Here is a 23,012-nt window from a genome sequence, read left to right as displayed (position 1 = left end):
AATCTCCCAGCCATTTCTTAACGGGGTGTGAGCACGAGATGCTCTACCACCGGGCCCAGCGCGAGGGCGGGCACATAGTTCAGCAACCCCACCAGCAGCACCACGCCCGCCAGCAGCGCCACAAACAGCGGGCCGTGGGTGGGCAAAGTGCCATCGGTGGCGGTGGCGCGCTTCTTGGCGGCGAGGGACCCAGCCATGGCCAGCACGGGCACGATCACGCCAAAGCGGCCGAGCCACATCGCCACGCCCAGCAGCGTGTTGTAGAACGGCGTGTTGGCGGACAGCCCGGCGAATGCGCTGCCGTTGTTGTTGGCGGCGGACGACAGGGCGTACAGCACCTCGGAGAAGCCGTGGGCGCCAGGGTTGGGGATGCCTGCGCGGCCGGCCTCGGTCATCACCGCTATGGCGGTGCCCAGCAGCACCAGCAGCGGGGTGACCAGGATGGCGATGGACACGAGCTTCATCTCGTGCGACTCGATCTTCTTGCCCAGGTATTCGGGCGTGCGGCCGATCATGAGCCCGGCGATGAACACCGCCATGATGGCGAACACCAGCATGCCGTACAGGCCCGAGCCCACGCCGCCGAACACCACCTCGCCCATCTGCATCAGCGCCATCGGCACCATGCCGCCCAGGGGCGTGAAGCTGTCGTGCATGGCGATCACCGCGCCGCAACTGGCCGCTGTGGTGATGACGGCGAACAGGGCGGACGTGACGATGCCGAACCGCGTCTCCTTGCCCTCCATGTTGCCGCCCGCCTGAAGGCTGCTGGCCGCCTGGTCCACGCCCAGCGATGCCAGCAGCGGGTTGCCTTGCTGCTCGAAGGCGGTGGTTGCCACTACTGCTACCACGAAGAGCAGGCTCATCGTGGCCAGAATCGTCCAACCTTGGCGCTCATCGCCCACCATGCGGCCAAACACCAGACACAGCGCGGCGGGGATGAGGAAGATCGCCAGCATCTGCAACAGGTTGCTGGCGGCCGAGGGGTTCTCGAACGGGTGGGCCGAGTTGGCGTTGAAGAAGCCGCCTCCGTTGGTGCCCAGCATCTTGATGGCCAACTGCGAGGCCACGGGGCCCATGGCCAGCGTCTGCGTGGCTTGCGTGGCGGGTTCGGTCACCGGGGCGCCCTGGGCGTCCAGCACCGGCTGGCCCGCGCCATCGAGCTTGGGCGCGTCGTAGTGCACAGGCTCCAGTGTCTGTACCTCGGTGTAAGGCGACAAGTTCTGGATCACGCCCTGGCCTGCAAACACCACGGCCAGCACCAGCGACAGGGGCAGCAGCACCCAGAGCGTGGCGCGGGTCAGGTCGGCCCACACATTGCCAATGCTCTGTGCTGAATGCCGCGCAAACCCTCGCACCAGCGTAATGACGACGACCAGGCCCGTGGCGGCAGACAGAAAGTTCTGCACCGTCAGCGCCAGCATCTGCGTGAGGTAGCTCATGGTGCTCTCGCCGCCATAGCCTTGCCAGTTGGTATTGCTGACGAAACTGATGGCCGTGTTGAAAGCCGAATCGGGTGCCACCGCAGCCATGCCCTGAGGATTGAGCGGCAGCACCGCTTGCCAGCGCTGCAGCGCATACACCGCCAGCACGCCCAGGCCGTTGAACACCAGCAGGCCTAGCGCGTAGCGCAGCCAGCCGGTTTCCTCATCGGGCCGCACGCCTGCCAGCCTGAAGAGCGGGCCTTCCAGCCGCCGCCCGAGGGCAAAGCGTCCCGCCATCACGGTGTCGATGTAACGCGCCAGCGGCCAAGCCAGCGCCAGCAGCAGTGCCAAAAACACCGCCAATTGCAGCCAGGCACCGGTGCTCATGAAAAGTCCTCCGGCCGCAGCAGCACGGCGATCAGGTACACCAAAAGCGCAGCGGCGAGCACGGCCGCCAGAATCATCCAGCCGCTGGTCATGACCGCCCCCCTTGCGCTTGGCGTTGCAGCAGCGCGCAACCCTTGGCCAAGCCATAGACGGCCAGCCAGAGCAGGCCTCCCACCGCCATCAATATCCAGTCCATAGCGTCCTCCTTGAGACATGGACCGATGCTAGGAACGGCCGCATCAAGATGGGCGCAAGAGTGCGGTGTGGGGTATCAAGATCGCATCAAGATGCGCGGGCGCCAAGCCTGGCTGGCAGAAAGATGCATGGCAATTTGCTATTTAATTTATAGCTTTATGCGCATGATATTCAAGCGCTACAGACCATTTCTATTCAAAGTTTTGCCCTGTAGCGCGGGTTTGCCGGTTCTCGCACTGGTTGCGGGCGTCAGCACGCTCGGCAGGTGTGGCGCCCCTTGAGGTCTGTCCCTTCTTCCAACGGGTCATTAGAGAACGCTCACATTGGCCTGCAGCAAAAGCGCTCGCAAGCTGCGATCATCCCCACCCTGCATCACGCTTCTGTTCTCCATGACCCAGGCCACACCGCCCCGTCCCAGCGCTTCCAGTCCGCTCGATTCCCTCGTCCCCCTGCTGTTTGTGGCGCTCTGGAGCACCGGATTTATCGGCGCCAAGCTGGGGCTGCCGTATGTGGAGCCGCTGACCTTTCTGGCGCTGCGGTTTGCCATCGTCATCGTGCTCATGCTCGCGGTTGTCGCCGTGGCGCGTGCGCCGTGGCCGCCGTCGGGCAGGGCCTGGCTGCACATTGGGGTGTCGGGCCTGCTGGTGCACGGTGTGTACCTGGGCGGGGTGTTCATGGCCATCGGGCACGGGCTGCCATCGGGCATTACAGCGCTGGTGGTGGGGTTGCAGCCGCTGCTGACAGCCCTGGTGGCCGGGGCTTTGCTGGGCGAGAAGGTGCGGCCTGCCCAATGGGCGGGCCTGGCCCGGGGCTTCACCGGCGTGGCGCTGGTAGTTGCCGGCAAGGTGGCTACCGTGCCGGCTGGTGCTTTGCTGGGCATGCTGCTGCCGGCGGTGGTCGCGCTGCTGGGCATCACGGCGGGCACGTTGTACCAGAAGCGGTTTTGCCCCTCGTTCGACTTGCGCACGGGCTCGGTCATTCAGTACCTGCCCTGTGCGGTGGCCATGGCCGCCGTCGCCTACGCCACCGAATCCATGGCCATATCGTGGACCGGCGAGTTTGTGTTTGCGCTGGGCTGGCTGGTGCTGGTGCTCTCACTGGGGGCCGTGAGCCTGTTGAACCTGCTCATCCGCCGGGGCGGCGCGGTCAATGTGGCCAGCCTGTTCTACCTGACCCCGCCCACCACAGCGCTGATCGCCTGGGCGATGTTTGGCGAGACGCTCAGCGGCTGGGCGCTGGCGGGGATGGCGCTGGCGGCTGCGGGGGTGTGGCTGGCGCGGCAGACGAAGTAAGAGCCCTGGAGGGCCCTGCGGATCACAGCTTGCGCAGCCGCTCCAGCGCCGCCCGCAGCGTCTCATCCTTCTTGGCGAAGCAGAACCGCACCACACGCTGGTCAAACCCGTCGCCATAAAACGCCGACAACGGAATCGCCGCCACGCCCACCTCGCGGGTGAGCCACTGGCAGAAATCAGCCTCGTTCAAATCACTGATCGCCGAGATGTCCACGCACTGGAAGTAGCTGCCCGTGCTGGGCAGCAGCTTGAAGCGCGAGCCTGCCAAGCCCTCGCGGAACAGGTCGCGCTTGGCCTGGTAGAACGCGGGCAGCTGCAGGTAGGGCGTGGGGTCTTGCAGGTAGGCCGCCAGCCCATGCTGCACGGGGGTGTTCACGGTGAACACGTTGAACTGGTGCACCTTGCGGAACTCGGCCGTCAGCGCTGCAGGGGCCGCCACGGTGCCGACCTTCCAGCCGGTGACATGGAAGGTCTTGCCAAAGCTGGACACGATGAAGGCACGCGCGGCGAGGACGGGAAAGCGCGCGGCGCTCTGGTGCTCGACACCGTCGAACACCATGTGTTCGTACACCTCGTCGCTGATTAGCAGGATGTCGGTGGGGGCGAGCAGTGCTTCGAGCTGGCGCATTTCCTCGGCCGTCCAGATGGTGGCGCTGGGGTTGTGCGGGCTGTTGATGAGGATGGCGCGGGTGCGAGGCGTGATGGCCGCGCTGATCTTTGCAAAGTCAGGGCGGAAGGTGCCGGGAGTGAGCGGCACGCGCACAGCCTGGCCGCCGGCCAGCTCGATGTTGGGCACATAGCTGTCGTAGCAGGGGTCGAGCACGATCACCTCGTCGCCCGCGTGCACGATGGCCAGAATGGCGGTGATGATGGCCTGCGTGGCGCCAGCCGTGATGGTGATTTCGGTGTTGGGGTTGTAGGCGCGCCCGTGCAGCGCCTCGATCTTGCGGGCCACGGCTTCGCGCAGGGCGGGCACACCGGTCATGGGCGGGTACTGGTTGTGGCCGGCCTGCATGGCGGCGGTGACGGCGTTCACCAGCTCGGGCGCGCATTCAAAGTCAGGAAAGCCCTGGCCCAGGTTCACCGCCTTGTGTTCGGTGGCCAGCGCCGACATCACGGTGAAGATGGTGGTGCCGACGTTGGGCAGCTTGCTGGGGAAGGCGGGTGTGCGGGCGGTGGTGGAGGTCATGGCGCAGCAGCGTGGAAAACGAGGAAATTCTGGAAGGGTTCAGGGTGCTTCTGGGGCTGGACGGAGGTTACAGCTCGTAGTCGTTGACATGGCCCGTCATCGCGCGGGCAATCAGCTCGCGGCTCAGGCGGTCGCTGAGCAGCTCGGCAAACTTGTAGACAAAGTTGCGCAGGTAGGCGCCGCGCTTGAAGGCCACGCGGGCCACGCTCTGGCCGAACAGGTGGCCCACGGGGCGCACGGCCAGGTCGCCCACCGGGTCGTCGCGCATGGCCATCTCGGCCACGATGCCGATGCCCAGGCCCAGGCGCACATAGGTCTTGATCACGTCGGAGTCGATCGCTTCGAGCACGATGCGGGGCGTGAGCTTGCGCGCTGCGAAGGCGTGGTCGATCTTGCCGCGCCCGGTGAACGAGGGGTGGTAGGTGATCAGCGCTTCGTGAGCGAGGTCGTCCAGACCGATGCGTTCCTTTTGCGCCAGAGGGTGGTCGTTGGGCACCACCAGCACGTGCTGCCATTCGTAGCAGGGCAGGGTGACGAGTTCGGGGTAGTCGGCCAGGGATTCGGTGGCCATGCCGATCTCGGCCACCTCGTCGATGATCATGCGGGCCACTTCGTGCGGTGTGGCCTGGTGCAGGCTCACGTTGACCTTGGGGTAGGCCTCGCGCAGGCGGGCCACAGGCACCGGCAGCACGTAGCGCGCCTGGGTGTGGGTGGTGGCGATGCTGAGGGTGCCGCTGTCTTGCGCGCTGAACTGCTCACCAATGCGCTTCAGGTTGCCTACCTCGCGCATGATGACTTCGATGCTTTTGAGCACATGCTGGCCGGGCTCGGTGATGCGCTTGAGGCGTTTGCCGTGCCGGGCAAAGATGTCCACGCCCAGTTCTTCTTCCAGCTCGATGATGGCTTTGGAGACGCCTGGCTGCGAGGTATGCAGGGCCTTGGCGGCCTCGGTCAGGTTGAGGTTGCGGCGCGCAGCCTCTTGAACGAAGCGGAATTGGTGCAGATTCATATCGAATATCGCCTAAAGGATTGCATCATTATGCTGCAATCGTCTAAGCGAATGAACCGCATCCCAGAAATTTCAGATCGGCGGGCTTTCGCAGGCGATCTTTGCCATCAAGGCCGTCATGCGTGGATCCTCCCCGATGGCGGCCTGGACGTGGAATTGCACGGCGGGGTGGGCGGTACGCAGCTCCTGCACCAGCAGGGGCAAATCCTCCCGGGCATGCTTGCCTGTGCCCAGAAACATCGGAACCACCGTGACGGCGGTGGCCCCGTCGGCCACCAGTTGCCGGACGGCGTCCGGCAGGGCGGGTTCACACAATTCCAGATAGGCGCAGATGGCTCGGCGGTCTGAACTTTGGGACGCAATGCGCGTTGCGACTGCCTCCATGGGGGCGCGCCACAGGGGGTCTCGGGACCCGTGGGCAAACAGGACGATGGCTTGGGTCATGGGGCGGGGCGAGGTCAGGGTGTCAGCGTCTCAGCACCAGCCAGCCAAAGGCCGCTAGCGAGAGCAAGGAGTAGATCAGGCCGGGCGCCGCCGCTGTCAGCCATGGCGACCAGTTTTGCAGGTTGCCCGCATAGCCAAAGACGTTGTTGAGCAGGAAGAAGCTGATGCCCGCCATCACGCCGCCGAACACGTAGCCCGCGATGCCGCCCGAGCGGAAATGCAGGTACGCAAAAGGCAGCGCCAGCACCACCATCACCAGACAGCTCAAGGGGTAGAACACCTTGCGCCAGAACTCGATCTCGTACTTTTGGGCGGACTGGCCGTTGGCGTTCAGGTGCCGAATGAACTGAAAGAGGTCCAGTGTGGCCATGCGATCGGGCTTGAGCAAAGAGGCCGCCACCATGTCGGCACTGATCTTGGTCGGCCACTGCAAGGAGGGGCTCGCCAGGTGCTCCACGCGGGCCTCGTTCTTGTCGCTTTGCTGTTCAAAGTGACTGCGCTGCACCTTCTCCAGGGTCCACGCTCCATCCGAGCCGAACTGCCCTGACGCGGCCCGCGTCTGCGAAGCCAGGCGGCCCTTGTCGTCAAACTCGAAGATGCGCACGTCCAGCATGCCGCCATTGGGGGTGAGCGCGCGCACGTTGACGGCAAAGGAGTGGTCTTCCTGCCGCTCTTTGAGCCATGCGCCCGTGGCGCCTGCTGTCAGCCGCCCCAGGTAGCGCACCTTGATGAGCTGGGCGGTGCGGTCCGTCAGGGGGGCCAGGTAGTCACCGACAGCAAAGGTCAGTAGCACGAAGACGCCACCCAGCGTGAGCAGCGTGCGCAGCGCCCGCCAGGGGCCCATGCCGCTGGTGCGCATGATGGTGAACTCCGAGCTTTGGGCCAGGCGCGCCATCACGAAGATGGTGCCGATCAGCACGGTGATGGGCAGCAGTTCATACAGGTGGCTGGGAATGCTGAGCACCACAAACAGCAGCGCGTGCGATAGCTGGTAGCCATCCTCCCCCGCACGGCCCACCCAGCGGAGTTCATCCACCAGGTCAAAAAAGAAGAACAGGGCCAGAAAGCCCACGGTGACGAAGGTGACGGCGCCCAGCGCCTCACGGTGGATCAGGCGGCGGATGGTTTTCATGCGGACTGCCCTCCGGTGCGCAGGGACTGCCATAGCCGGCCCGTCGTCCATTGGTTGTGTCGGACAGCAAGCACCAGCAGTGAGGCCGCCAGCATGCCGCCGTGCAGCAGCACCATGAAACTGGTCAGGCCCAGCCGGTCCGCGCCCACCCAGCTCTGGCCCAAGGTCATGAGGTTGTAGTAAACGATGAAGGCAAACAGCGCAAACACCATGCTCGTGCTGCGCGCTGCGCGTGGGTTGACGCTGGCCACGGCCAGACCCAGCAGCACAAAGTTGAGCGCGGCCAGTGCCAGGCCGAGGCGCCAGCCCAGCTCGGCGCGGTAGGCCGGCAGCGGCCGCATCACGAGGTCGTAGGTCGTGCGTGTCTTCACCGCCAGTTCTTCCGCCGCACCTGGGGCTGCACTACCGATGCGGGTGCCGTACAGGCTGAACTCGCTGATCTTCACGCCGGGCTTGTCCCGCGAGGTCTCCAGGCGCTGACCGTCGCTCAGCAGGGCCATGCGTTCACCGCCCTGGGTCTCCAGCCGGGCGCTGCGGGCGGAAGTGACGGATTCGCGTTTGCCGTCATTGGCGGCAATGAAGACGTTGTTGGCGGCCTGCGTGTCGGGGGTGTCCTTGTCGATGAAGAACACCCGGCTGCCGTTGGACGACTCCTGGAACTCGCCCGGTGCAATGCGGTCGATGTCGCTGCGCTGCTCGTAGCGGGTCTTGAGTTCCTGGATCTGGGAGTTGGCCCAGGGCCACACCAGCAGCGACAGTACGGCAATCACCACCATCACCGGCCAGGCGAAGCGCAGCAGGGGGCGCACCAGACTGATGAGGCCGCGCCCGCTGGCGAACCAGATCACCATTTCGCTGTCGCGGTACATGCGCGACAGCGTGCCGACCACCGCAATGAACAGACTGAGGCTGAGAATAGTGGGCAATTGCCCCAAGACGGTGAAGCCCATGACGAGCATCACGTCGGACGGGCTGACACTGCCCTTAGAGGCCTGGCCCAGCGTGCGGATGAGCATCATGGTCATGACCACGGTCACCAGCACCACAAGGGTCGCGCCGAAGCTGCGCGCCAGCTCCTTGCGGATGGATGAATCGAATAACATTGGCTGGAAGGAAAACACCAATTATGAACTTTGATCTCAAGACCCTTGAACTTGCTGCGGCAGCCTCGGAGAAATGCGACCTGCTGATCGTCCTGCTTCCCGAGGGCTTCAAGCCAGGCAAGGACGCGCTGTCTGCCCTGGCGGCCTTGGCACTCAAGAACGGAGATCTGACCACCAAGGCGGGCAAACACCTGCAGCTGTACCAGGTGCCTGCTGTTGCAGCCCGCCGTGTGGTGCTGGTGGGGTTGGGCGATGGGTCGGCGCGCGCAACGCGCCAGGCGCTGCAGGCACTGGGTGGTGCCATCAAGGCGCCGCAGACCAAGCGCGTGGTGCTGTGTTTTGCCGGCGCAGCCTCGGCGGCGTCTGTCAGCGCTGCCGTGCAGGCGGTGGCAGACGTGAGCTATGTCTACACCACCACCAAGACCAAGGTGGAGGCACGCAGCCTGAGCCGCTGTGTGGTGGGGGTGCCGGATGCTGCCGGTGCGCATGACGGGTTTGACAGCGGGGTCGCCCTGGTCGCTGGTGTGGAGTTTGCCAGGGAGTGGGGCAACCGCCCAGCCAACCACGCCACCCCCAGCCTGCTGGCGGATGCGGCCAAAACCCTGGCCAAGCTGCCACGCATCCAGTGCAAGGTCCATGGCCCGGCAGAGGTGGCGCGTCTGGGTATGGGCGCTTTCATGGCTGTGGCAAAGGGCTCTGAAGAGCCCCTGCGTTTCATCGAGCTGCGCTACAACGGCGCTGCCAAGGACCAGGCACCCATCGTGCTGGTGGGCAAGGGCATCACCTTTGACACCGGCGGCATCTCGATCAAGCCCGCGCCCGAGATGGACGAGATGAAATTCGACATGTGCGGTGCTGCCAGCGTGCTGGGAACGTTCCGCGCGCTGGGCGAACTGCAGCCTGCCGTCAATGTGGTGGGCCTGATCCCCGCCTGCGAAAACATGCCGGACGGGCGCGCCGTCAAGCCGGGCGATGTGGTCACCAGCATGAGCGGTCAGACCATCGAGATTTTGAACACCGATGCGGAGGGGCGCCTGGTGTTGTGTGATGCGTTGACCTATGCAGCGCGATTCAAGCCTGCTGCTGTGGTGGATATTGCGACGCTGACCGGCGCCTGCGTGATCGCTTTGGGGGGCGTACGCAGTGGTTTGTTTGCCAATAACGACGGTCTGGCGGAGTCCTTGCAGGCAGCTGGTGAGGCCGCGCAAGACCTCTGCTGGCGCATGCCGCTGGACGATGACTATGCAGACGGCTTGAAGAGCAACTTTGCCGATATGGGCAACGTGGCGGGCCGTGCGGGTGGCTCCATCACCGCTGCCAAGTTCTTGCAAAAGTTCGTCGGCGACATGCCCTGGGCTCACCTGGACATTGCGGGCACCGCCTGGAAGGGAGGCGCGGCCAAGGGTTCCACAGGACGGCCGGTCGGCCTGTTGGTGCACTATGTGCTGGAGCAGTCCAGGTCGCAGGTCCGCCAGACCAAGGCACCCAAGTCCGCATCGCGCTCGATGACCAAGACGGCCGCTGCTGGAGCTGTGGGCAAGCCAGCCGCCAAGCGGTCCTCCAGCCCCAAGGCTGCGTGACGCGTCATGACCGAGGTAGCCTTTCACTTCAACGCACCCGACAAGCTGGCCTACGCATGCCGGTTTGCGCGCAAGGTGCAGCGCAGCGGGGCTCGTTTGGTCATTGCCGCGCCTGCGGATGCGCTTCAGGCGCTGGACCGCATGCTCTGGTTATTGGCCCCCCAGGACTTTGTGGCCCATTGCCATGCCGACTCGGACGAGGAGCTGGTTCAGGCCTCTCCGGTGTTGCTGGCGCAGGATGCACGCCTGGCACCGCATCACGAAGTGCTGTTGAACCTGAATGCGGAAGTCCCGGAAGGTTTTGGCCGGTTTGACCGCCTGGTCGAAGTGGTAAGCGCCCAGGACGAAGCCGACCGTGCCCAGGCACGTGCGCGCTGGCGCCACTACGCGTCCCGGGGCTACGCCATTACCCGCCATGATCTGGTGTTGAAAGCGGGCTGATGGCGCTCCCACCCAAAACCCCTCCGCGGTTTGTACCCACGCTCACCGAAGTGGTGCAGGTGCCTGGCGTGGCGCCCCTCGCGCCGGGGGCTTCAAATCCGGCGGTCCGCACCACCGTCCTGTCGCCGTCGCAGTCTGTGGCGTTGGCCAGGCCTGCATTGCCCACTGCGAGACCGGCTAGTGCGGCGCAGGTCGCTGTGCCCCCTGCCACAGAGCGTCCTGTGGCCTCCCCGGTGGCTGCGCCAGCCCCTGTGGCTGCTCCCCAGGCTTCACGTTCTCCGGTATCCCATGTCCAACCTCGCCCGGCGGTTCATGCTGCCACCTCTGCTGGCCCAAAGCCAGGGGCTGCGCCCGTTGCGGCCCGCGCCTTGCCAGATGGGATGGAGGAGTACATGGTGCACCGCGTCATGCAGCGCGTGGATGTAGTGCTGGACCAGCGCTTGCGCGAAGCAATCGCCACAGTGGTGCAGGAGCAGACGCGGTCAGTGCTTCCGCGCCTGCGCGAAGAGATCGAATCGGTGGTGCGGCATGCGGTGTATGAAGCCGTGGCTGACGAGTTGGCCAGTGGTGCGCCGCCTGCGCCAAAGGGATGACAGGGTATTCCCCTGTGGTTTCTCTTGCGTTTAATCGTGTTCCCTAATGATCTGGCCCGTAAATTGCGATATGTTCGCCTGCGTTGAGACACAAGAAGATTCTCAGCGTTTATCTTTACTGGAGATTTGATATGCAATTGAAGTTGAAACTGACCGTGGTTGCTGCTATCGCGGCTGTTGCTGGTGTGGCCTCTGCACAAGAGCAGGTGGTCAAGATCGGCCACGTGGCTCCGGTTTCCGGCGCCCAAGCCCACTACGGCAAGGACAACGAAAATGGCGCCCGCATGGCCATTGAAGAGCTGAACGCTCAAGGCGTCACCATCGGCGGCAAGAAGATCAAGTTCGAGCTGCAGGCTGAAGATGACGCTGCCGATCCAAAGCAGGGCACTGCCGCCGCACAAAAGCTGTGCGACTCCAAGGTCGCTGGCGTTGTCGGCCACCTCAACTCCGGTACCACGATCCCCGCCTCCAAGGTGTACAACGATTGCGGCATCCCCATGGTGACGGGCGCTGCGACCAACCCCAACCTGACCAAGCCTGGCTACAAGACCACGTTCCGTATCATCGCCAACGACAACGCCCTGGGTGCTGGTCTGGCCTTCTACGCTGTGGACACCCTGAAGCTCAAGACCGTTGCCATCATCGATGACCGTACTGCGTACGGCCAAGGTGTTGCCGACGTGTTCAAGAAGACCGCTACGGCCAAGGGCATGAAGGTGGTGGACGAGCAGTTCACGACCGACAAGGCCACGGACTTCATGGCCATCCTGACGGCCATCAAGGCCAAGAACCCTGATGCCGTGTTCTACGGTGGTATGGACCCTCAAGCCGGCCCCATGCTGCGCCAGATGGAACAGCTGGGCATGGCCAACGTCAAGTATTTCGGTGGTGACGGCGTCTGCACGTCCGAAATCGCCAAGCTGGCTGCCGGTGCCAAGACCCTGGCTAACGTGATCTGCGCGGAAGGCGGCTCCTCGCTGGCCAAGATGCCTGGCGGTACGGCCTGGAAGGCCAAGTACGACGCCAAGTACCCCAACCAGTTCCAGGTGTACAGCCCCTACACCTACGACGCCACGTTCCTGCTGGTGGACGCTATGAAGCGCGCCAACTCCGTGGACCCCAAGGTGTACGTGAACGAACTCGCCAAGTCCAACTTCAAGGGCGTGACCTCCACCATCGCCTTTGAACCCAACGGCGAAATGAAGAACCCAGCGATCACGCTGTACGTCTACAAGGACGGCAAGAAGACACCTCTGTAATTGGAGTGTTGCTTTCTGCTGCAGGGCATTTCGGTGCCTTGCAGCAATCGTAAAAAAGGCTTCCCTCGGGAAGCCTTTTTAATTGCGCGGTGTAGTCAGCGTTGCCAACGCCGCAGCGGTTTGATCTGTTAGCGCCTGACTTGTAGCGAGCCAGGATTCACGATGTTGGTAGGCGTGCCTTTGATGAAATTCACCACATTGTCGAAAGCTGCACCAAAGTAGAGCTCGTAGCTGTCCTGCTCCACGTACCCGATGTGTGGCGTGCAGATGCAGTTTTCCAGGCGGAGCAGGGCGTGGCCTTGCAGGATGGGTTCGCTCTCAAACACGTCCACAGCCGCCAGGCCCGGGCGACCCCGGTTGAGTGCTGCGATGAGCGCGTCGGGTTCAATCAATTCTGCACGTGACGTGTTGACCAGCAGCGAGGTGGGCTTCATGCACGAGAGGTCTTCAAGCGAGATGATGCCGCGCGTTTCGTCGTTCAGGCGCAGGTGCAACGAGATCACGTCGCACTGCGAAAAAAACTCTTCGCGCGTGGCGGCAGCCTGGTACCCATCCGTCAGCGCCTGCGCGCGTGAGGCTTCACGTCCCCAGACGCGCACGTTCATGCCAAACGCCCGTCCATAGCCGGCCACCAGCTGTCCGATGCGGCCGTAGCCCCAGATACCCAGTGTTTTACCCCGCAGTACGCTGCCGACTCCGAAGTTGGGGGGCATGGATGCGGTCTTGAGACCGGACTGCTGCCAAGCGCCATGCTTGAGGTTGGAGATGTATTGGGGCAGGCGGCGCATGGAGGCCATCACCAGGGCCCAGGTCAGCTCGGCGGGAGCCACAGGGGAGCCGACCCCTTCTGCCACGGCGATCCCCCGCTCAGTACATGCCGCTACATCAATATGGCTCCCAATCTTGCCAGTTTGGGCGATGAGCTTGAGGCGCGGGAGCTTTTCAACCAGTTGGCGTGTGATCTGGGTCCGTTCGCGGATCAGCACAATGATGTCGGCGTCTTTGAGTCGCACCGAAAGCTGCCCCAGCCCTTTGACCGTGTTGGTGTACACCTTGGCGGTGTATGCGTCGAGCCGAGAGGCGCAATGCAGCTTGCGCACTGCATCCTGGTAATCGTCGAGGATCACAATATTCATGCCGACATTGTGCCTTGGCGGGCGCAGGGGAATGCCACAGGGGCCGTGCTGGGCATACCAAAGCCTGCGGTTTTTTGGTGACTGAGTGCTGCATGGGCCCCGTGGACGTACTTCTTGCACTGCGCGTGCACGGAAGTCCGGACTCAGAGAGTGCCATGCACCACGACTGCTGCAGCCTGGTGCTGTTTTTTGGACCTGCCGGTGCCCCGGTGTTAGACGTTTGCGGATCGAGCACTGCCTGACATTGCCGCAGCCTTGGTGCGCGGGGCGTAGAAGAGGGCTTGGCGCTCGTGGCGCCTGCTGCGCTCTGCGAATCAGGCCCGGAGCGCCTCGGATGCTGCCAGGCGGTCCAGCTCTGCGCACACATCGGCCATGCGGCCGGCAATTACCAGGCGGCAGGTGCCTGCGTCAGAGGCCCGGCGCAGCACCCGGGTGGATTGTGGTGGGCAGTGGTCTGCACCCACCGACGCCAAGAAGGCCTGTCGCTTGCTGCTGGCCATGTGTGTTGGCAGGAAGGAGCGGTGGGTGGCAGAGGGTCTGGTCGGGCTTTCCGGCGTTCGTGCTGGAGGTTTGGCGGTAAAGGGCCAATTTCCGCGCAATGGACGTTGTGCCTGGAGCTCTGTGGAGTTGCTGGGGATCAGGGCTTGGGCTTCATCGCTGCGGGAGGCCGATGCTGGGGCGTTGCCTGGCTTGGCACGTCTCATGCCGACTGGCTGTGCCTGCAGGTCCAGTCGGTCTTTGGGTGCACTGGCTGGGTTGGCAAGCAGCTTTTTAAGACTGCGAAAAGGGTTCTGCACAGCAGACAGGGTGAACAAAGCAATTCCCATGTGAAAACTCCGAAAGTCGGGGGTTGAACATAGGCAGGATTGCAAAGTGGTCGAACACCAGTGCAGACAGACGCAGTGCGAGTTGATCCCTCGACAGTGCAGACAGCTGCTCCGCCGATCCATCAAGCATTGCCTGAGAGGCCTTGGCATTCAACGGGACCTGCACCGCAGGGCTGGTGAATCGGTTGTATCCGTTCACCAAACGCCCGCCACCCACGGTGCGGCCCCTGGGGCACACGCTACATCAGCATGGTGTTGCGGATAAGTCCCACTGCCAGTCCTTCGATTTCGAAAGGCTCGCCGGGCTGCACCACGATCACGGGATAGTCGGGGTTTTCGGGCAGCAACTCGATGGCAGTGGCCGTGCGGCGAAGTCGCTTGACGGTGACATCATCGCCCAGGCGGGCCACGATGATCTGACCATTGCGAGCCTCACGAGTGGACTGCACGGCGAGCAAGTCACCGTCCATGATGCCTGCGTCGCGCATGGACATGCCCCGCACCTTGAGCAAGTAGTCGGGCTTGTGTTGGAAGAGGCTGTTTTCCACGCTGTAGGTCTGGTCCACATGTTCCTGCGCGAGAATGGGCGACCCCGCAGCCACCCGACCTACCAGGGGCAAGACCAGCTGCGACAGACCCGGGATGGGCAGACTGAATTGGTTGCCACGGGCTGCGTTGATGGAGCGCACTGTGTCTCCGCGCAAGCGGATGCCGCGCGAGGTGCCGCTGACCAGTTCGATCACCCCTTTGCGGGCCAGGGCCTGCAGGTGCTCTTCTGCCGCGTTGGCTGACTTGAAACCCAGCTCGGCCGCGATTTCTGCGCGGGTGGGAGGCGCGCCGGTGCGTGCGATGGCGGTCTGGATGAGATCCAGAATCTGCTGCTGGCGGGCGGTGAGTTTGGGGTTGTCGAGCATGGTGGTTTCCGGTGCAGGCGGTTACAGTGGCGAACAACTGTTTTTTAATCCAGTAACTGTATTTTTCACCAGTTTTTCGGAGTATGCAAGTGAGTGGGCAAAAAATTGTGGTTTTGGGCACCGGTGGCACGATCGCGGGCACCTCTGCACAGGCGGGAGACAACATTGGCTACACCGCTGCCCAGGTGGGGGTGGAGCAACTTCTGACGGCCGTGCCAGGCCTGCAGGCACTGGCAGGGGGCGCCTTGGCTGCTGAGCAGGTGGCGCAGATCGACAGCAAGGACATGGATTGCGAGGTGTGGCGCACGCTGGCTCTGCGGTGCGCGCACCATTTGAGCGACCCGGAGGTGAGAGGTGTGGTCATCACCCATGGCACAGACACCCTGGAAGAGACCGCGTGGTTTTTGCACGAGGTGCTGGATGCGCGCAAGCCCGTGGTGCTGACCTGCGCCATGCGGCCCGCCACAGCCCTGACCCCCGATGGACCCCAGAACCTGCTGGATGCGGTGGCTTTGGTGTTGGCACCGGGTGCAACAGGTGTGCTGGCCGTTGCTGCGGGTGAAGTGCATGGCGCACGGTATGTGCAAAAGGTGCATCCCTACCGCGTCAATGCCTTCAGCTCGGGCGAGGCCGGTCCTTTGGGATGGGTGGAAGAGGGCGTGGTCCGCTGGGCATGCAATAGCCCGGTAGCGCATGTCAATCATGCCGATAGCGCTATGAATAATATAGTGAACGCTGTGGCTTGGCCGTGGGTGGAAATCGTCATGAACCATGCGGGGGCATCGGGCAGGGCGGTAGATGCGCTGGTGCGAGAGGGCGTGCAGGGCCTGGTGGTGGCCTGCACCGGCAATGGCACGATCCACTACGATCTGGAGGCCGCTTTGGTGCGTGCGCAGGACGCCGGGGTGCGAGTGGTGCGCTCCACCCGCTGCGCGGAGGGGCAGGTGCTGCCCAAGCCGGGGGATGCGCTGCCCGCCTCGCAGGGCCTGTCGCCGGTCAAGGCGAGGGTTGCTCTGATGCTGGATTTGCTGCGGGCGGATTGATCGAAAAGGACTGCCAGCCGTGTTCACCGCACTCAAGACACACGCCTGGGCTTATCCCGCGCTCGAAGTCGTCCACATTGTGGGCATTGCGCTGTTGCTGGGCAATCTGGTGTTGCTGGAGTTGCGGGTGTTTGGGCGCGGTGCGGCCTTGCCGATGAAAGACCTCGCGCGGCTGGGTCTGACTTTGGCCGTGTGCGGCTTTGGATTGGCGGCAGTATCGGGTCTGTTGATGTTTGCCACCCAGCCTGCGGAGCTGCTCAGCAACCGCGCCTTTACCTTGAAGATGCTGTTGTTAATGCTTGCGGGCTGTAACGCGGCGTGGTTTCATGCACGCGGTTCGCTTGCACGCCTGGACGGGTTGGCACGTCTGCAGATGCTGGTGTCCACCGTGATCTGGCTGTCGGTGGTGGCCTGTGGCCGCTGGATTGCGTACCTTTGATATGGCCCCTTGAACCGGGTTTTATTCCTACGGGAGTCTTTATGGGCTTGCAACGTCGCCATGTGCTGATCGCCGCCAGTGCCTTGCCTTTGGGGGTGCACGCCCACCATGGCTGGAGCAGTTTCGATGCAGACCGACCGCTGTATCTGGAGGGCACAGCGCGCAAAGTGCGCTGGCAAAACCCGCACGCAGAGCTGGAGCTGGAACTGCCCGCTGCGCTCCGGTTGCCAGCGGACCTTGCGCAACGTGCCATCCCCGCGCAGGCAGCGCCCGTGGATGGCCGCGCGCTGCTGGCCAAAACGGTGCTCCCCACCCGCAAGGACCGCGTCTGGGAGATTGAGCTGGCGCCTTTGACCCGCATGCAGGCGTGGCAGGTGCCAGAGATCAAGCCAGGCACCGCCGTATCAGTCGTGGGTTTTGGCCTGCGGGACGAAAAAGGCGAGGCGGTACTGCGTGCCGAGTACCTGTTTGTGGACGGCAAAGCCTACGGCCTGCGGTCCAGTCCTGCCTGAGTCAACGCACAAGCCCGCAGCAGGCGGCTGTCGCGGCTGCCGTGCTTCAAGGCGTCCCATGAAAAAAGCGACGCCCTGGTGCGGTGCGTCGCTTTGATGGGGCTTGACCGCCCAACGTGTGTCAGGCGGTTTTTTGCTCCTGGTTCAATGTATCAGCTGGCCAGCGCCTGCAGCGCGCGTGCGGTGATCTCGTCCACACTGCCGGTGCCGCTGATGGCGCGGTACTTGGGCGCTACAGCGGGTTCATCCTTGGCCCAGTTGCTGTAGTAATCCACCAGAGGGCGCGTCTGGTCGCTGTAGACCTGCAGGCGCTTCTTGACGGTTTCTTCCTTGTCGTCTTCGCGCTGGATCAGTTCTTCGCCGGTCACGTCGTCCTTGCCTTCCACCTTGGGGGGGTTGAACTTGACGTGGTAAGTTCGTCCGCTGGCGGGGTGCGAGCGGCGGCCGCTCATGCGCTCAATGATGGCGTCAAAGGGCACGTCGATTTCGAGCACATAGTCCAGCTTGACGCCTGCGGCCTTCATGGCGTCGGCCTGGGGAATGGTGCGGGGGAAGCCGTCAAACAGGAAGCCGTTGGCGCAGTCTGCTTGCGTGATGCGCTCCTTGACGAGACCGATGATGATGTCGTCGCTGACCAGGGCGCCCGAATCCATCACTGCCTTGGCCTGCAGGCCCAGGGGGGTGCCGGCCTTGACCGCTGCGCGCAGCATGTCGCCGGTGGAGATCTGGGGGATGCCGTACTTCTGGCAGATGAACGTGGCTTGCGTGCCCTTTCCGGCGCCAGGCGCGCCCAACAGAATCAGTCTCATGGATGTCCTCGAAGGTTAGAAATCGGGTGGCGCCGCTGGCGGGGACGTTCGAAGGGCGCCTGAAGCCGTTCTGTGCGCCCGGGATGCGGTGCTCTCGTTACAGTTGAGGATAGCATGTGACCACCTTGCGCTGACTTACATGGGTGACCGTTTCTAGGTCGGCGCCTCCACGTGTGCACCATGGGGCCCCGCTGTACGTCCCCAGTGCGTTGAGAGTGCGCCCGCAGTGCACCCCGCACGGCGGCGCCAGAGCGCTTTCAGCGAAACAGCGCGCGCACCCGCTCCAGGTCCTCCGGCGTATCCACGCCAGGGCCGGGCGCTGCGTCTGCCAGGTGCACGGCGATGTGGTGGCCATGCCAGAGTGCGCGCAGCTGCTCCAGGGCCTCCACCGCCTCGGTCGGTGCTGGCGCCAGCTGCGGAAATTTCCGCAAGAACCCTGCGCGATAGCTGTAGATGCCCACGTGCCGCAGCGGTGCAAAGCCTTGCAGTGCCTTGACGCCGGGCTGGGCGGCCTGTGCCGCGCCCTCCCACCAGGCCGTGCCCGCGTGGTCGCGGCCAAAAGGGATGGGTGCACGGCTGAAGTAATGGGCCAGACCCCGCGCGTCCAGCACCACCTTCACCACATTGGGGTTGGTGTAGTCGGCCTGGGACGCAATGGCATGGGCAGCGGTGCCCATGCTGGCTTCGGGGCGCTTTCCATCTCGGTCTTGCAGCAGGCTTGCCACGGCATTGATGAGGCCGGGGTCTATCAGCGGCTCGTCACCCTGCACATTGACCACGATGTCGTCGCCGTCCAGCCCCAGCTGTAGGCAGGCCTCGGCCAGCCGGTCGCTGCCGCTGGGGTGGTCGGCGCGGGTCATGACGGCATCCACGCCGTGCACTGCGCAGGCTTGCAGGATGCGGGCGTCGTCGGCCGCCACCACGACGCGGGTTGCGGCGCTCTGCGCAGCACGCTGGGCCACGCGCACCACCATGGGCAGGCCCGCAATGTCGGCCAGCGGCTTGTCTGGCAAGCGGCTTGAAGCCATGCGTGCCGGGATCAGCACGGTGAAGGGGGGGTGGGCTACGGCGGGCACTGGTGCGCTCACTGCTCCAGTTCCTCGTCGGTCAGGGTACGGGCTTCGTTTTCCAGCAACACCGGAATTCCGTCGCGCACCGGGTAGGCCAGCCGCGCGCTGCGCGACACGAGTTCCTGCGCCTCGCGGTCATAGGTCAGGGGGCCTTTGGTGACGGGGCAGACCAGCAGTTCAAGCAGTTTGGGGTCCATGGGGGAGGCGCTTTCCGGGAGGTTCGTTCAGGCAGGGGCAGATGATAGCGGCGGCCTTTGGGATCCTGGGCCGGTCGTAATTCGATGGAGCCAGGCATCGAGGGCGGTAAAAAATTGCGGGTCCATCTGCGCGACCAGGGGAACAGCCAGTGCGTCAGGATGGCGGGTCCAGAGCTTTACGGCGTCTTTTTCAGTGCAAACAAGCTGCATGCGCTGGTCGGATATGCGCTGCCAGCTATCAAAATCATAGTGATCTGGCAGGGCCTCGGTGCGCTCCAGCGCCAGGCCCTGGGTGCGCAGCATGGCAAAAAAATCGCTGGGCCTGGCCACGGCTGCCACCGCATGCAGCGGTTGCCCCTGCAATTGGGCCAGCGGCACCTGGTGGCCGTTCGACCGCAGGGCATAGGGCGCCAGGCTACGCTGCAGCTCAAATGCAGGCGCCTTGGTCCCGTGCGGCGGCGCACTGCCTGCGTGCAGCACGATGTCCACGGCGCGGGGCCAGGGCTCCCGCAGCGGGCCGGCAGGCAGCAGAAATCTGTTGCCGATGCCCTGGTCATTGAAGATGCAGATCTCCAAGTCCCGCTGCAGCGCCAGGTGCTGCAAGCCGTCATCGCAAATAAGAACGTCGGTGTCAGGGTGCGCGGCCAGCAGCGCGCGTGCGGCAGCGATGCGGCGCGGGGCCACAAACACAGGCACTGTGCCACCCGCCGCCACGCTGCGGGCAATCAGGGCGGGCTCGTCGCCCACCTCACTGGCCAGGCTGTCAGGCAGTACCGCACGGCAGTCGTGCGTGCTGCGGCCATAGCCGCGCGAAATCACGCCCACGCGCAGGCCGCGCGCCTGCAGGTGTTTGGCGAGTGCGATGACTACCGGGGTCTTGCCGGCGCCTCCGGCAATCACGTTGCCCACCACGATGACGGGGCGGCCCGGGTGTTCGGAGCGAAGCCAGCCCCTGCGATACAGCCAGCGGCGCAGCGCCACCAACGCGCCATACATCAGGGAAACGGGCCACAGTGCCCAAGCCGCTGGACCCCGGGACTGCCAGATGTTGTGAAGCCGTTGTTCGGCCGTGGGCAGAGAGACCTGCGGGGCCGAAGCCCGGGGCGGCTGCGGCCCGGAAGCGGCCATGCCCGTCAGCGGCTGGCCGCGCGTCCCGACGCGGACGACTGCGTGGCAAACGTGATCTGCGTGAGGCCCACGCGGCGCGCGGCTTCCATCACGGTGACCACGGACTGGTGTGGCGACATGGCGTCGGCGCTGATGATGACCACGCTGTCGCGGCCTGCGGTGGCAGCACTGCGCAGAGCCTGGGCGATGGCATCCACACTCTTGCCTTCCACGCCGGTCTTGTTGACGGCGTAGCGGCCGTCTGCGGCCACCGACACGATCACTTCCTTGGGATGGTCGCGCTGCTGCTCGGCATCGGCCACGGGCAGGGTGAGTTGCAGCTCCGTGAACTTGCTGTAGGTGGTGGTGAGCATCAGAAAGATGAGGATCACCAGCAGCACGTCGATGAACGGGATCAGGTTGATCTCGGGCTCATCCTTGGCGCGGGGACGAAAGTTCATGGCGCTTACTTGGCTTTGCGCAGGCGCAGGATATGGCGAACGAATTGCTCCGACGCCAGCTCCAGCGTGAGCAGATACGCGTCCACGCGGGCCCGGAAGTAGCGCCAGAAGATCAGCGAGGGGATCGCCACGATCAGGCCAAACGCGGTGTTATAGAGCGCGATGGAGATGCCATGCGCCAGCTGGGCCGGGTTGCCGCCACCCATGGCCTGGCCCACACCGCCGCCGCCAGCCTGCGAGCCAAAGATTTCGATCATGCCGATGACGGTGCCCAGCAGGCCCAGCAGCGGCGCGGCTGAAGCGATGGTGGCCAGGGCCGACAGGTACTTCTCCAGCCGGTGCGCTACCGCGCGGCCGGTGCCTTCCATGGCGGCGCGCAGGTCGGTTTCGCTGCACTGGGGGTTGCTGTTGAGGGTACGCAGGCCGCTGGCCAGCACTTCACCCAGGGCCGAGTTCTGGGCCAGCTGGTTCACCACGTCGGGGGTGGGCAAGGCCTTGGACGACACCGTGATGGCTTCGTCGAGGAGTTTGGGGGGGGCCACGCGGGCCGTTTTCAGGGCCAGAAAACGTTCAAAAATCAGTGCCAGTCCCAGGACGGAACACGCGATCAGGGGCCAGATGGGCCAGCCTGCGGCTTGTATGATGGACAGCAAATCTCTCTCCGCGCAGATGAAAGCAATCGGCAATTATGGCCCAGCTTGCGGCGGCCGCCGCGTCACAAACCGTTACGTTATCGCGCACGCCACCCATCACCGCGCTCACCCACAAAAACTGTGGATAACTTTGTGGGCAACCCACATCCACAGCCTTGCAAAGTGGCTTCGCGCCGTGCTTGCAACAGATTGATGAAAAATTGTGCAGTGAAAAATGTATATAAATCAACAGCTTGCACGTGCTCTCGTGTTTTGCAGCCGATTGGGGTGCCCAGTTTGAAGGCAACTCCCGCTGGCTCGAAACTGTGGAGTACTCGCCGGGGGGGCGCGGCGCCAACGCGCGCCGTTTCTCATGTTTGACCGCTCAAGCCCAGCAGCGGCGCCCCGTATCTGGGAAGTTGGCGCGCTGTGCCGCGCCATTGCTGATGCCCTGGAGGCGCGCTTCAATCCTGTCGCGGTGCGCGGCGAGATTACGGGCTTCTCGCGCGCGTCCAGCGGTCATTGTTATTTTTCGATCAAGGACGCCAACGGGCAGTTGCGCTGCGCCATGTTCCGACGCGCAGCCACGTTGCTTGACTTTTCGCCGCGCGATGGTGAATTGGTGGAAGTGCGCGGGCGTCTCGGTGTGTATGAGGCACGTGGCGACCTGCAGTTCATCGTGGAAAGCATGCAGCGCGCGGGGCAGGGCGCGTTGTTCGAGCAGTTCCTGCGGCTCAAGGTGCAGCTCGACGCCGAAGGCCTGTTCGACACGGCGCGCAAGCGCCCGCTGCCGCTGCAGCCCCGCGGCATTGGCCTGGTCACGTCAGCCGGCGCAGCCGCGCTGCACGATGTGGTCACGGCGTTGCGCCGGCGTGTGCCGCACATTCCGGTGGTGCTGGTGCCAGCGCAGGTCCAGGGTGTGGCCGCCCCGCCGTCGATCATTGCGGCGCTATCAAAACTGTATCTGCTCGCGCAAGCGGGGCAGGCGCCTGGGGCTGATTCGAACCGGCATCCGCCTATTGACGTGATTTTGCTGGTCCGTGGAGGCGGCTCCATCGAGGACCTGTGGGCCTTCAACGACGAGCAGCTGGCCCGCACCATCGTGCAAAGCCCAGTGCCCCTGGTCAGCGGCGTGGGGCATGAGACCGATTTCACCATCGCTGACTTTTGCGCCGATCTGCGTGCACCTACCCCCACTGCAGCGGCCGAGCTGGTGGCCCAGCCGCGCGAGGTCTGGCTGGGCGCGCTGGGGTTGCTGGCAGGCCGCCTCAGCGATGGAGTGCAGCGCCAGCTGGATACCCGCCACCAGCGGCTGGACCAGGCTGCGGCCCGCCTCGGCCGTCCCTCGGGCCTGGTGGCGCGTCAGCAGCTGCAACTGGCGCGCCTTGCGCAGCGCATGCGCCATGGTGTGCTCCTGAAAATGCAGCGCCTGGCGCAACGCCAGCAAACACTGGAAACCCAATTGCCCCAGGCTTTGCAACGCAGTGCTGCGCAGCACGCCGAGCGGCTGGACCGCGCTGCCTTGCGACTGGAACTGCTGGACCCACGCTTGGTACTGCAGCGCGGTTATGCGCTGCTGACCGACACCAGCGGCCAGGCGGTGACCAGCGTGCGCCAGGCCCAGCCGGGCGACGCGCTGCGGGCCACGCTGGCCGACGGCGCTGTGGATGTGACGGTGTCGCAGCCACGGTTGCTGTGAGCGGATCGCGGAGGGCGAGGGCGGCGGGGCGCTTTTTTGTAGGACAGCGGCGGTTTGTGGCGTTGCGGGTGGGGAACCGGGAGCCCACATGCTGCACAGGTCACCTGATGTTCCTACA

At 64.3% G+C, this 23,012-nt stretch carries 25 protein-coding genes; 9 read left to right on the top strand and 16 right to left on the bottom strand.

Annotated features, from left to right (window positions below):
- Positions 1-17 precede the first annotated feature (17 nt).
- Positions 18-1,811 (bottom strand): potassium-transporting ATPase subunit KdpA, encoded by a 1,794-nt coding sequence (kdpA, locus tag C8C96_RS16685; protein ID WP_121943024.1) that lies wholly within the window; start codon positions 1,809-1,811, stop codon positions 18-20.
- Positions 1,808-1,903, bottom strand: a complete 96-nt coding sequence (gene kdpF / locus C8C96_RS16680) for a K(+)-transporting ATPase subunit F (protein ID WP_056062349.1) — start codon at positions 1,901-1,903, stop codon at positions 1,808-1,810. Before kdpF ends, kdpA begins: the two co-directional genes overlap by 4 nt.
- A 492-nt stretch (positions 1,904-2,395) precedes the next feature.
- Between kdpF and C8C96_RS16675 the strand changes: the two genes are divergently transcribed.
- Positions 2,396-3,298 (top strand): DMT family transporter, encoded by a 903-nt coding sequence (locus C8C96_RS16675; protein WP_121943023.1) that lies wholly within the window; start codon positions 2,396-2,398, stop codon positions 3,296-3,298.
- 22 nt (positions 3,299-3,320) lie between these two features.
- Here the strand turns inward: C8C96_RS16675 and C8C96_RS16670 are convergent, their stop codons facing one another.
- From C8C96_RS16670 to lptF, 5 genes are all read right to left on the bottom strand, one after another.
- Entirely contained in the window at positions 3,321-4,487 is a 1,167-nt protein-coding gene (locus C8C96_RS16670; protein WP_121943022.1) for a pyridoxal phosphate-dependent aminotransferase, read from the bottom strand.
- A 67-nt stretch (positions 4,488-4,554) separates the two neighbouring features.
- The gene (locus C8C96_RS16665; protein WP_056062356.1) at positions 4,555-5,496 is read right to left on the bottom strand and encodes a CysB family HTH-type transcriptional regulator; all 942 of its coding nucleotides are present in this window, start codon (positions 5,494-5,496) and stop codon (positions 4,555-4,557) included.
- A gap of 72 nt (positions 5,497-5,568) precedes the next feature.
- Positions 5,569-5,940, bottom strand: a complete 372-nt coding sequence (locus C8C96_RS16660; RefSeq protein ID WP_121943021.1) for a sirohydrochlorin chelatase — start codon at positions 5,938-5,940, stop codon at positions 5,569-5,571.
- 22 nt (positions 5,941-5,962) lie between these two features.
- The gene (gene lptG / locus C8C96_RS16655; protein WP_121943020.1) at positions 5,963-7,072 is read right to left on the bottom strand and encodes an LPS export ABC transporter permease LptG; all 1,110 of its coding nucleotides are present in this window, start codon (positions 7,070-7,072) and stop codon (positions 5,963-5,965) included.
- The gene (lptF, locus tag C8C96_RS16650; protein WP_056064961.1) at positions 7,069-8,175 is read right to left on the bottom strand and encodes an LPS export ABC transporter permease LptF; all 1,107 of its coding nucleotides are present in this window, start codon (positions 8,173-8,175) and stop codon (positions 7,069-7,071) included. Before lptF ends, lptG begins: the two co-directional genes overlap by 4 nt.
- Before the next feature lie 23 nt (positions 8,176-8,198).
- Here lptF and C8C96_RS16645 point away from each other — a divergent pair, with 23 nt between their 5' ends.
- The 4 genes from C8C96_RS16645 to C8C96_RS16630 all read left to right on the top strand — a co-directional run bounded on the left by C8C96_RS16645 (position 8,199) and on the right by C8C96_RS16630 (position 12,048).
- Positions 8,199-9,755 (top strand): leucyl aminopeptidase, encoded by a 1,557-nt coding sequence (locus C8C96_RS16645; RefSeq protein WP_121943019.1) that lies wholly within the window; start codon positions 8,199-8,201, stop codon positions 9,753-9,755.
- A gap of 6 nt (positions 9,756-9,761) precedes the next feature.
- Positions 9,762-10,196 (top strand): DNA polymerase III subunit chi, encoded by a 435-nt coding sequence (locus C8C96_RS16640; protein ID WP_056062368.1) that lies wholly within the window; start codon positions 9,762-9,764, stop codon positions 10,194-10,196.
- Positions 10,196-10,789: a hypothetical protein gene (locus C8C96_RS25445; protein ID WP_121943018.1), complete on the top strand. Its 594-nt coding sequence runs from the start codon at positions 10,196-10,198 to the stop codon at positions 10,787-10,789. Before C8C96_RS16640 ends, C8C96_RS25445 begins: the two co-directional genes overlap by 1 nt.
- 131 nt (positions 10,790-10,920) lie before the next feature.
- Complete coding sequence (locus tag C8C96_RS16630; protein ID WP_056062370.1) at positions 10,921-12,048, top strand: branched-chain amino acid ABC transporter substrate-binding protein; 1,128 nt, start codon at positions 10,921-10,923, stop codon at positions 12,046-12,048.
- Positions 12,049-12,176: 128 nt separating this feature from the next.
- Here C8C96_RS16630 and C8C96_RS16625 read toward each other — a convergent pair whose 3' ends face one another.
- From C8C96_RS16625 to lexA, 3 genes are all read right to left on the bottom strand, one after another.
- Complete coding sequence (locus tag C8C96_RS16625) at positions 12,177-13,184, bottom strand: D-2-hydroxyacid dehydrogenase family protein (protein ID WP_056746014.1); 1,008 nt, start codon at positions 13,182-13,184, stop codon at positions 12,177-12,179.
- 314 nt (positions 13,185-13,498) lie between these two features.
- Entirely contained in the window at positions 13,499-13,684 is a 186-nt protein-coding gene (locus C8C96_RS16620; RefSeq protein ID WP_121943017.1) for a hypothetical protein, read from the bottom strand.
- Positions 13,685-14,250: 566 nt separating this feature from the next.
- Positions 14,251-14,925 carry a transcriptional repressor LexA gene (lexA, locus tag C8C96_RS16615; RefSeq protein WP_056062380.1) on the bottom strand — a complete coding sequence of 225 codons (675 nt, stop codon included), beginning with the start codon at positions 14,923-14,925 and terminating at the stop codon, positions 14,251-14,253.
- An 83-nt stretch (positions 14,926-15,008) separates the two neighbouring features.
- Here lexA and C8C96_RS16610 point away from each other — a divergent pair, with 83 nt between their 5' ends.
- Genes C8C96_RS16610 through C8C96_RS16600 form a run of 3 tightly spaced genes read left to right on the top strand, consistent with a single transcriptional unit; the run spans position 15,009 to position 16,919 of the window.
- Complete coding sequence (locus tag C8C96_RS16610; RefSeq protein WP_121943016.1) at positions 15,009-15,968, top strand: asparaginase; 960 nt, start codon at positions 15,009-15,011, stop codon at positions 15,966-15,968.
- A gap of 19 nt (positions 15,969-15,987) precedes the next feature.
- A complete protein-coding gene (locus tag C8C96_RS16605) occupies positions 15,988-16,407 on the top strand; it encodes a hypothetical protein (RefSeq protein WP_056062387.1) in 420 nt (139 codons plus the stop codon).
- Between the two features lie 41 nt (positions 16,408-16,448).
- The gene (locus C8C96_RS16600; protein WP_121943015.1) at positions 16,449-16,919 is read left to right on the top strand and encodes a DUF6152 family protein; all 471 of its coding nucleotides are present in this window, start codon (positions 16,449-16,451) and stop codon (positions 16,917-16,919) included.
- Positions 16,920-17,071: 152 nt separating this feature from the next.
- Here the strand turns inward: C8C96_RS16600 and adk are convergent, their stop codons facing one another.
- The 6 genes from adk to C8C96_RS16570 form a co-directional block, all read right to left on the bottom strand.
- Positions 17,072-17,728 carry an adenylate kinase gene (gene adk, locus C8C96_RS16595; protein ID WP_056062394.1) on the bottom strand — a complete coding sequence of 219 codons (657 nt, stop codon included), beginning with the start codon at positions 17,726-17,728 and terminating at the stop codon, positions 17,072-17,074.
- Between the two features lie 257 nt (positions 17,729-17,985).
- On the bottom strand, positions 17,986-18,816 hold the full coding sequence (gene kdsB, locus C8C96_RS16590; RefSeq protein ID WP_121943014.1) for a 3-deoxy-manno-octulosonate cytidylyltransferase: 831 nt from the start codon (positions 18,814-18,816) through the stop codon (positions 17,986-17,988).
- Positions 18,813-18,995: a Trm112 family protein gene (locus tag C8C96_RS16585; protein ID WP_056062396.1), complete on the bottom strand. Its 183-nt coding sequence runs from the start codon at positions 18,993-18,995 to the stop codon at positions 18,813-18,815. Before C8C96_RS16585 ends, kdsB begins: the two co-directional genes overlap by 4 nt.
- Before the next feature lie 27 nt (positions 18,996-19,022).
- Positions 19,023-20,123, bottom strand: a complete 1,101-nt coding sequence (gene lpxK / locus C8C96_RS16580; protein ID WP_121943013.1) for a tetraacyldisaccharide 4'-kinase — start codon at positions 20,121-20,123, stop codon at positions 19,023-19,025.
- 5 nt (positions 20,124-20,128) lie between these two features.
- Positions 20,129-20,563, bottom strand: coding sequence for a biopolymer transporter ExbD (locus C8C96_RS16575; protein ID WP_056062402.1), 435 nt, complete (start codon positions 20,561-20,563; stop codon positions 20,129-20,131).
- Between the two features lie 5 nt (positions 20,564-20,568).
- Entirely contained in the window at positions 20,569-21,216 is a 648-nt protein-coding gene (locus tag C8C96_RS16570) for a MotA/TolQ/ExbB proton channel family protein (protein ID WP_056062406.1), read from the bottom strand.
- Positions 21,217-21,568: 352 nt separating this feature from the next.
- Between C8C96_RS16570 and xseA the strand changes: the two genes are divergently transcribed.
- Entirely contained in the window at positions 21,569-22,894 is a 1,326-nt protein-coding gene (gene xseA, locus C8C96_RS16565; RefSeq protein WP_121943012.1) for an exodeoxyribonuclease VII large subunit, read from the top strand.
- Positions 22,895-23,012: the final 118 nt, after the last annotated feature.

The organism is Acidovorax sp. 100, assembly GCF_003688355.1.
Classification (GTDB): Bacteria; Pseudomonadota; Gammaproteobacteria; order Burkholderiales; family Burkholderiaceae_C; genus Acidovorax; species Acidovorax delafieldii.
Note: the sequence above shows the minus strand (reverse complement) of the source record. Positions and strands in the feature narration are given on the sequence as shown.

Excerpts from the sequence above, each read along its gene's own strand:
- C8C96_RS16625 (WP_056746014.1), bottom strand. The coding sequence starts at position 13,184 with ATGAATATTGTGATCCTCGACGATTACCAGGATGCAGTGCGCAAGCTG.
- C8C96_RS16620 (WP_121943017.1), bottom strand. The coding sequence starts at position 13,684 with ATGGCCAGCAGCAAGCGACAGGCCTTCTTGGCGTCGGTGGGTGCAGAC.
- C8C96_RS16600 (WP_121943015.1), top strand. The coding sequence starts at position 16,449 with ATGGGCTTGCAACGTCGCCATGTGCTGATCGCCGCCAGTGCCTTGCCT.
- C8C96_RS16670 (WP_121943022.1), bottom strand. The coding sequence starts at position 4,487 with ATGACCTCCACCACCGCCCGCACACCCGCCTTCCCCAGCAAGCTGCCC.
- lexA (WP_056062380.1), bottom strand. The coding sequence starts at position 14,925 with ATGCTCGACAACCCCAAACTCACCGCCCGCCAGCAGCAGATTCTGGAT.
- C8C96_RS16640 (WP_056062368.1), top strand. The coding sequence starts at position 9,762 with ATGACCGAGGTAGCCTTTCACTTCAACGCACCCGACAAGCTGGCCTAC.
- kdpA (WP_121943024.1), bottom strand. The coding sequence starts at position 1,811 with ATGAGCACCGGTGCCTGGCTGCAATTGGCGGTGTTTTTGGCACTGCTG.
- adk (WP_056062394.1), bottom strand. The coding sequence starts at position 17,728 with ATGAGACTGATTCTGTTGGGCGCGCCTGGCGCCGGAAAGGGCACGCAA.
- C8C96_RS16630 (WP_056062370.1), top strand. The coding sequence starts at position 10,921 with ATGCAATTGAAGTTGAAACTGACCGTGGTTGCTGCTATCGCGGCTGTT.
- xseA (WP_121943012.1), top strand. The coding sequence starts at position 21,569 with ATGTTTGACCGCTCAAGCCCAGCAGCGGCGCCCCGTATCTGGGAAGTT.
- C8C96_RS16610 (WP_121943016.1), top strand. The coding sequence starts at position 15,009 with ATGCAAGTGAGTGGGCAAAAAATTGTGGTTTTGGGCACCGGTGGCACG.
- kdpF (WP_056062349.1), bottom strand. The coding sequence starts at position 1,903 with ATGACCAGCGGCTGGATGATTCTGGCGGCCGTGCTCGCCGCTGCGCTT.
- lpxK (WP_121943013.1), bottom strand. The coding sequence starts at position 20,123 with ATGGCCGCTTCCGGGCCGCAGCCGCCCCGGGCTTCGGCCCCGCAGGTC.
- C8C96_RS16665 (WP_056062356.1), bottom strand. The coding sequence starts at position 5,496 with ATGAATCTGCACCAATTCCGCTTCGTTCAAGAGGCTGCGCGCCGCAAC.
- lptF (WP_056064961.1), bottom strand. The coding sequence starts at position 8,175 with ATGTTATTCGATTCATCCATCCGCAAGGAGCTGGCGCGCAGCTTCGGC.
- C8C96_RS16575 (WP_056062402.1), bottom strand. The coding sequence starts at position 20,563 with ATGAACTTTCGTCCCCGCGCCAAGGATGAGCCCGAGATCAACCTGATC.
- C8C96_RS16660 (WP_121943021.1), bottom strand. The coding sequence starts at position 5,940 with ATGACCCAAGCCATCGTCCTGTTTGCCCACGGGTCCCGAGACCCCCTG.
- C8C96_RS16675 (WP_121943023.1), top strand. The coding sequence starts at position 2,396 with ATGACCCAGGCCACACCGCCCCGTCCCAGCGCTTCCAGTCCGCTCGAT.
- C8C96_RS16645 (WP_121943019.1), top strand. The coding sequence starts at position 8,199 with ATGAACTTTGATCTCAAGACCCTTGAACTTGCTGCGGCAGCCTCGGAG.
- lptG (WP_121943020.1), bottom strand. The coding sequence starts at position 7,072 with ATGAAAACCATCCGCCGCCTGATCCACCGTGAGGCGCTGGGCGCCGTC.
- C8C96_RS16585 (WP_056062396.1), bottom strand. The coding sequence starts at position 18,995 with ATGGACCCCAAACTGCTTGAACTGCTGGTCTGCCCCGTCACCAAAGGC.
- C8C96_RS25445 (WP_121943018.1), top strand. The coding sequence starts at position 10,196 with ATGGCGCTCCCACCCAAAACCCCTCCGCGGTTTGTACCCACGCTCACC.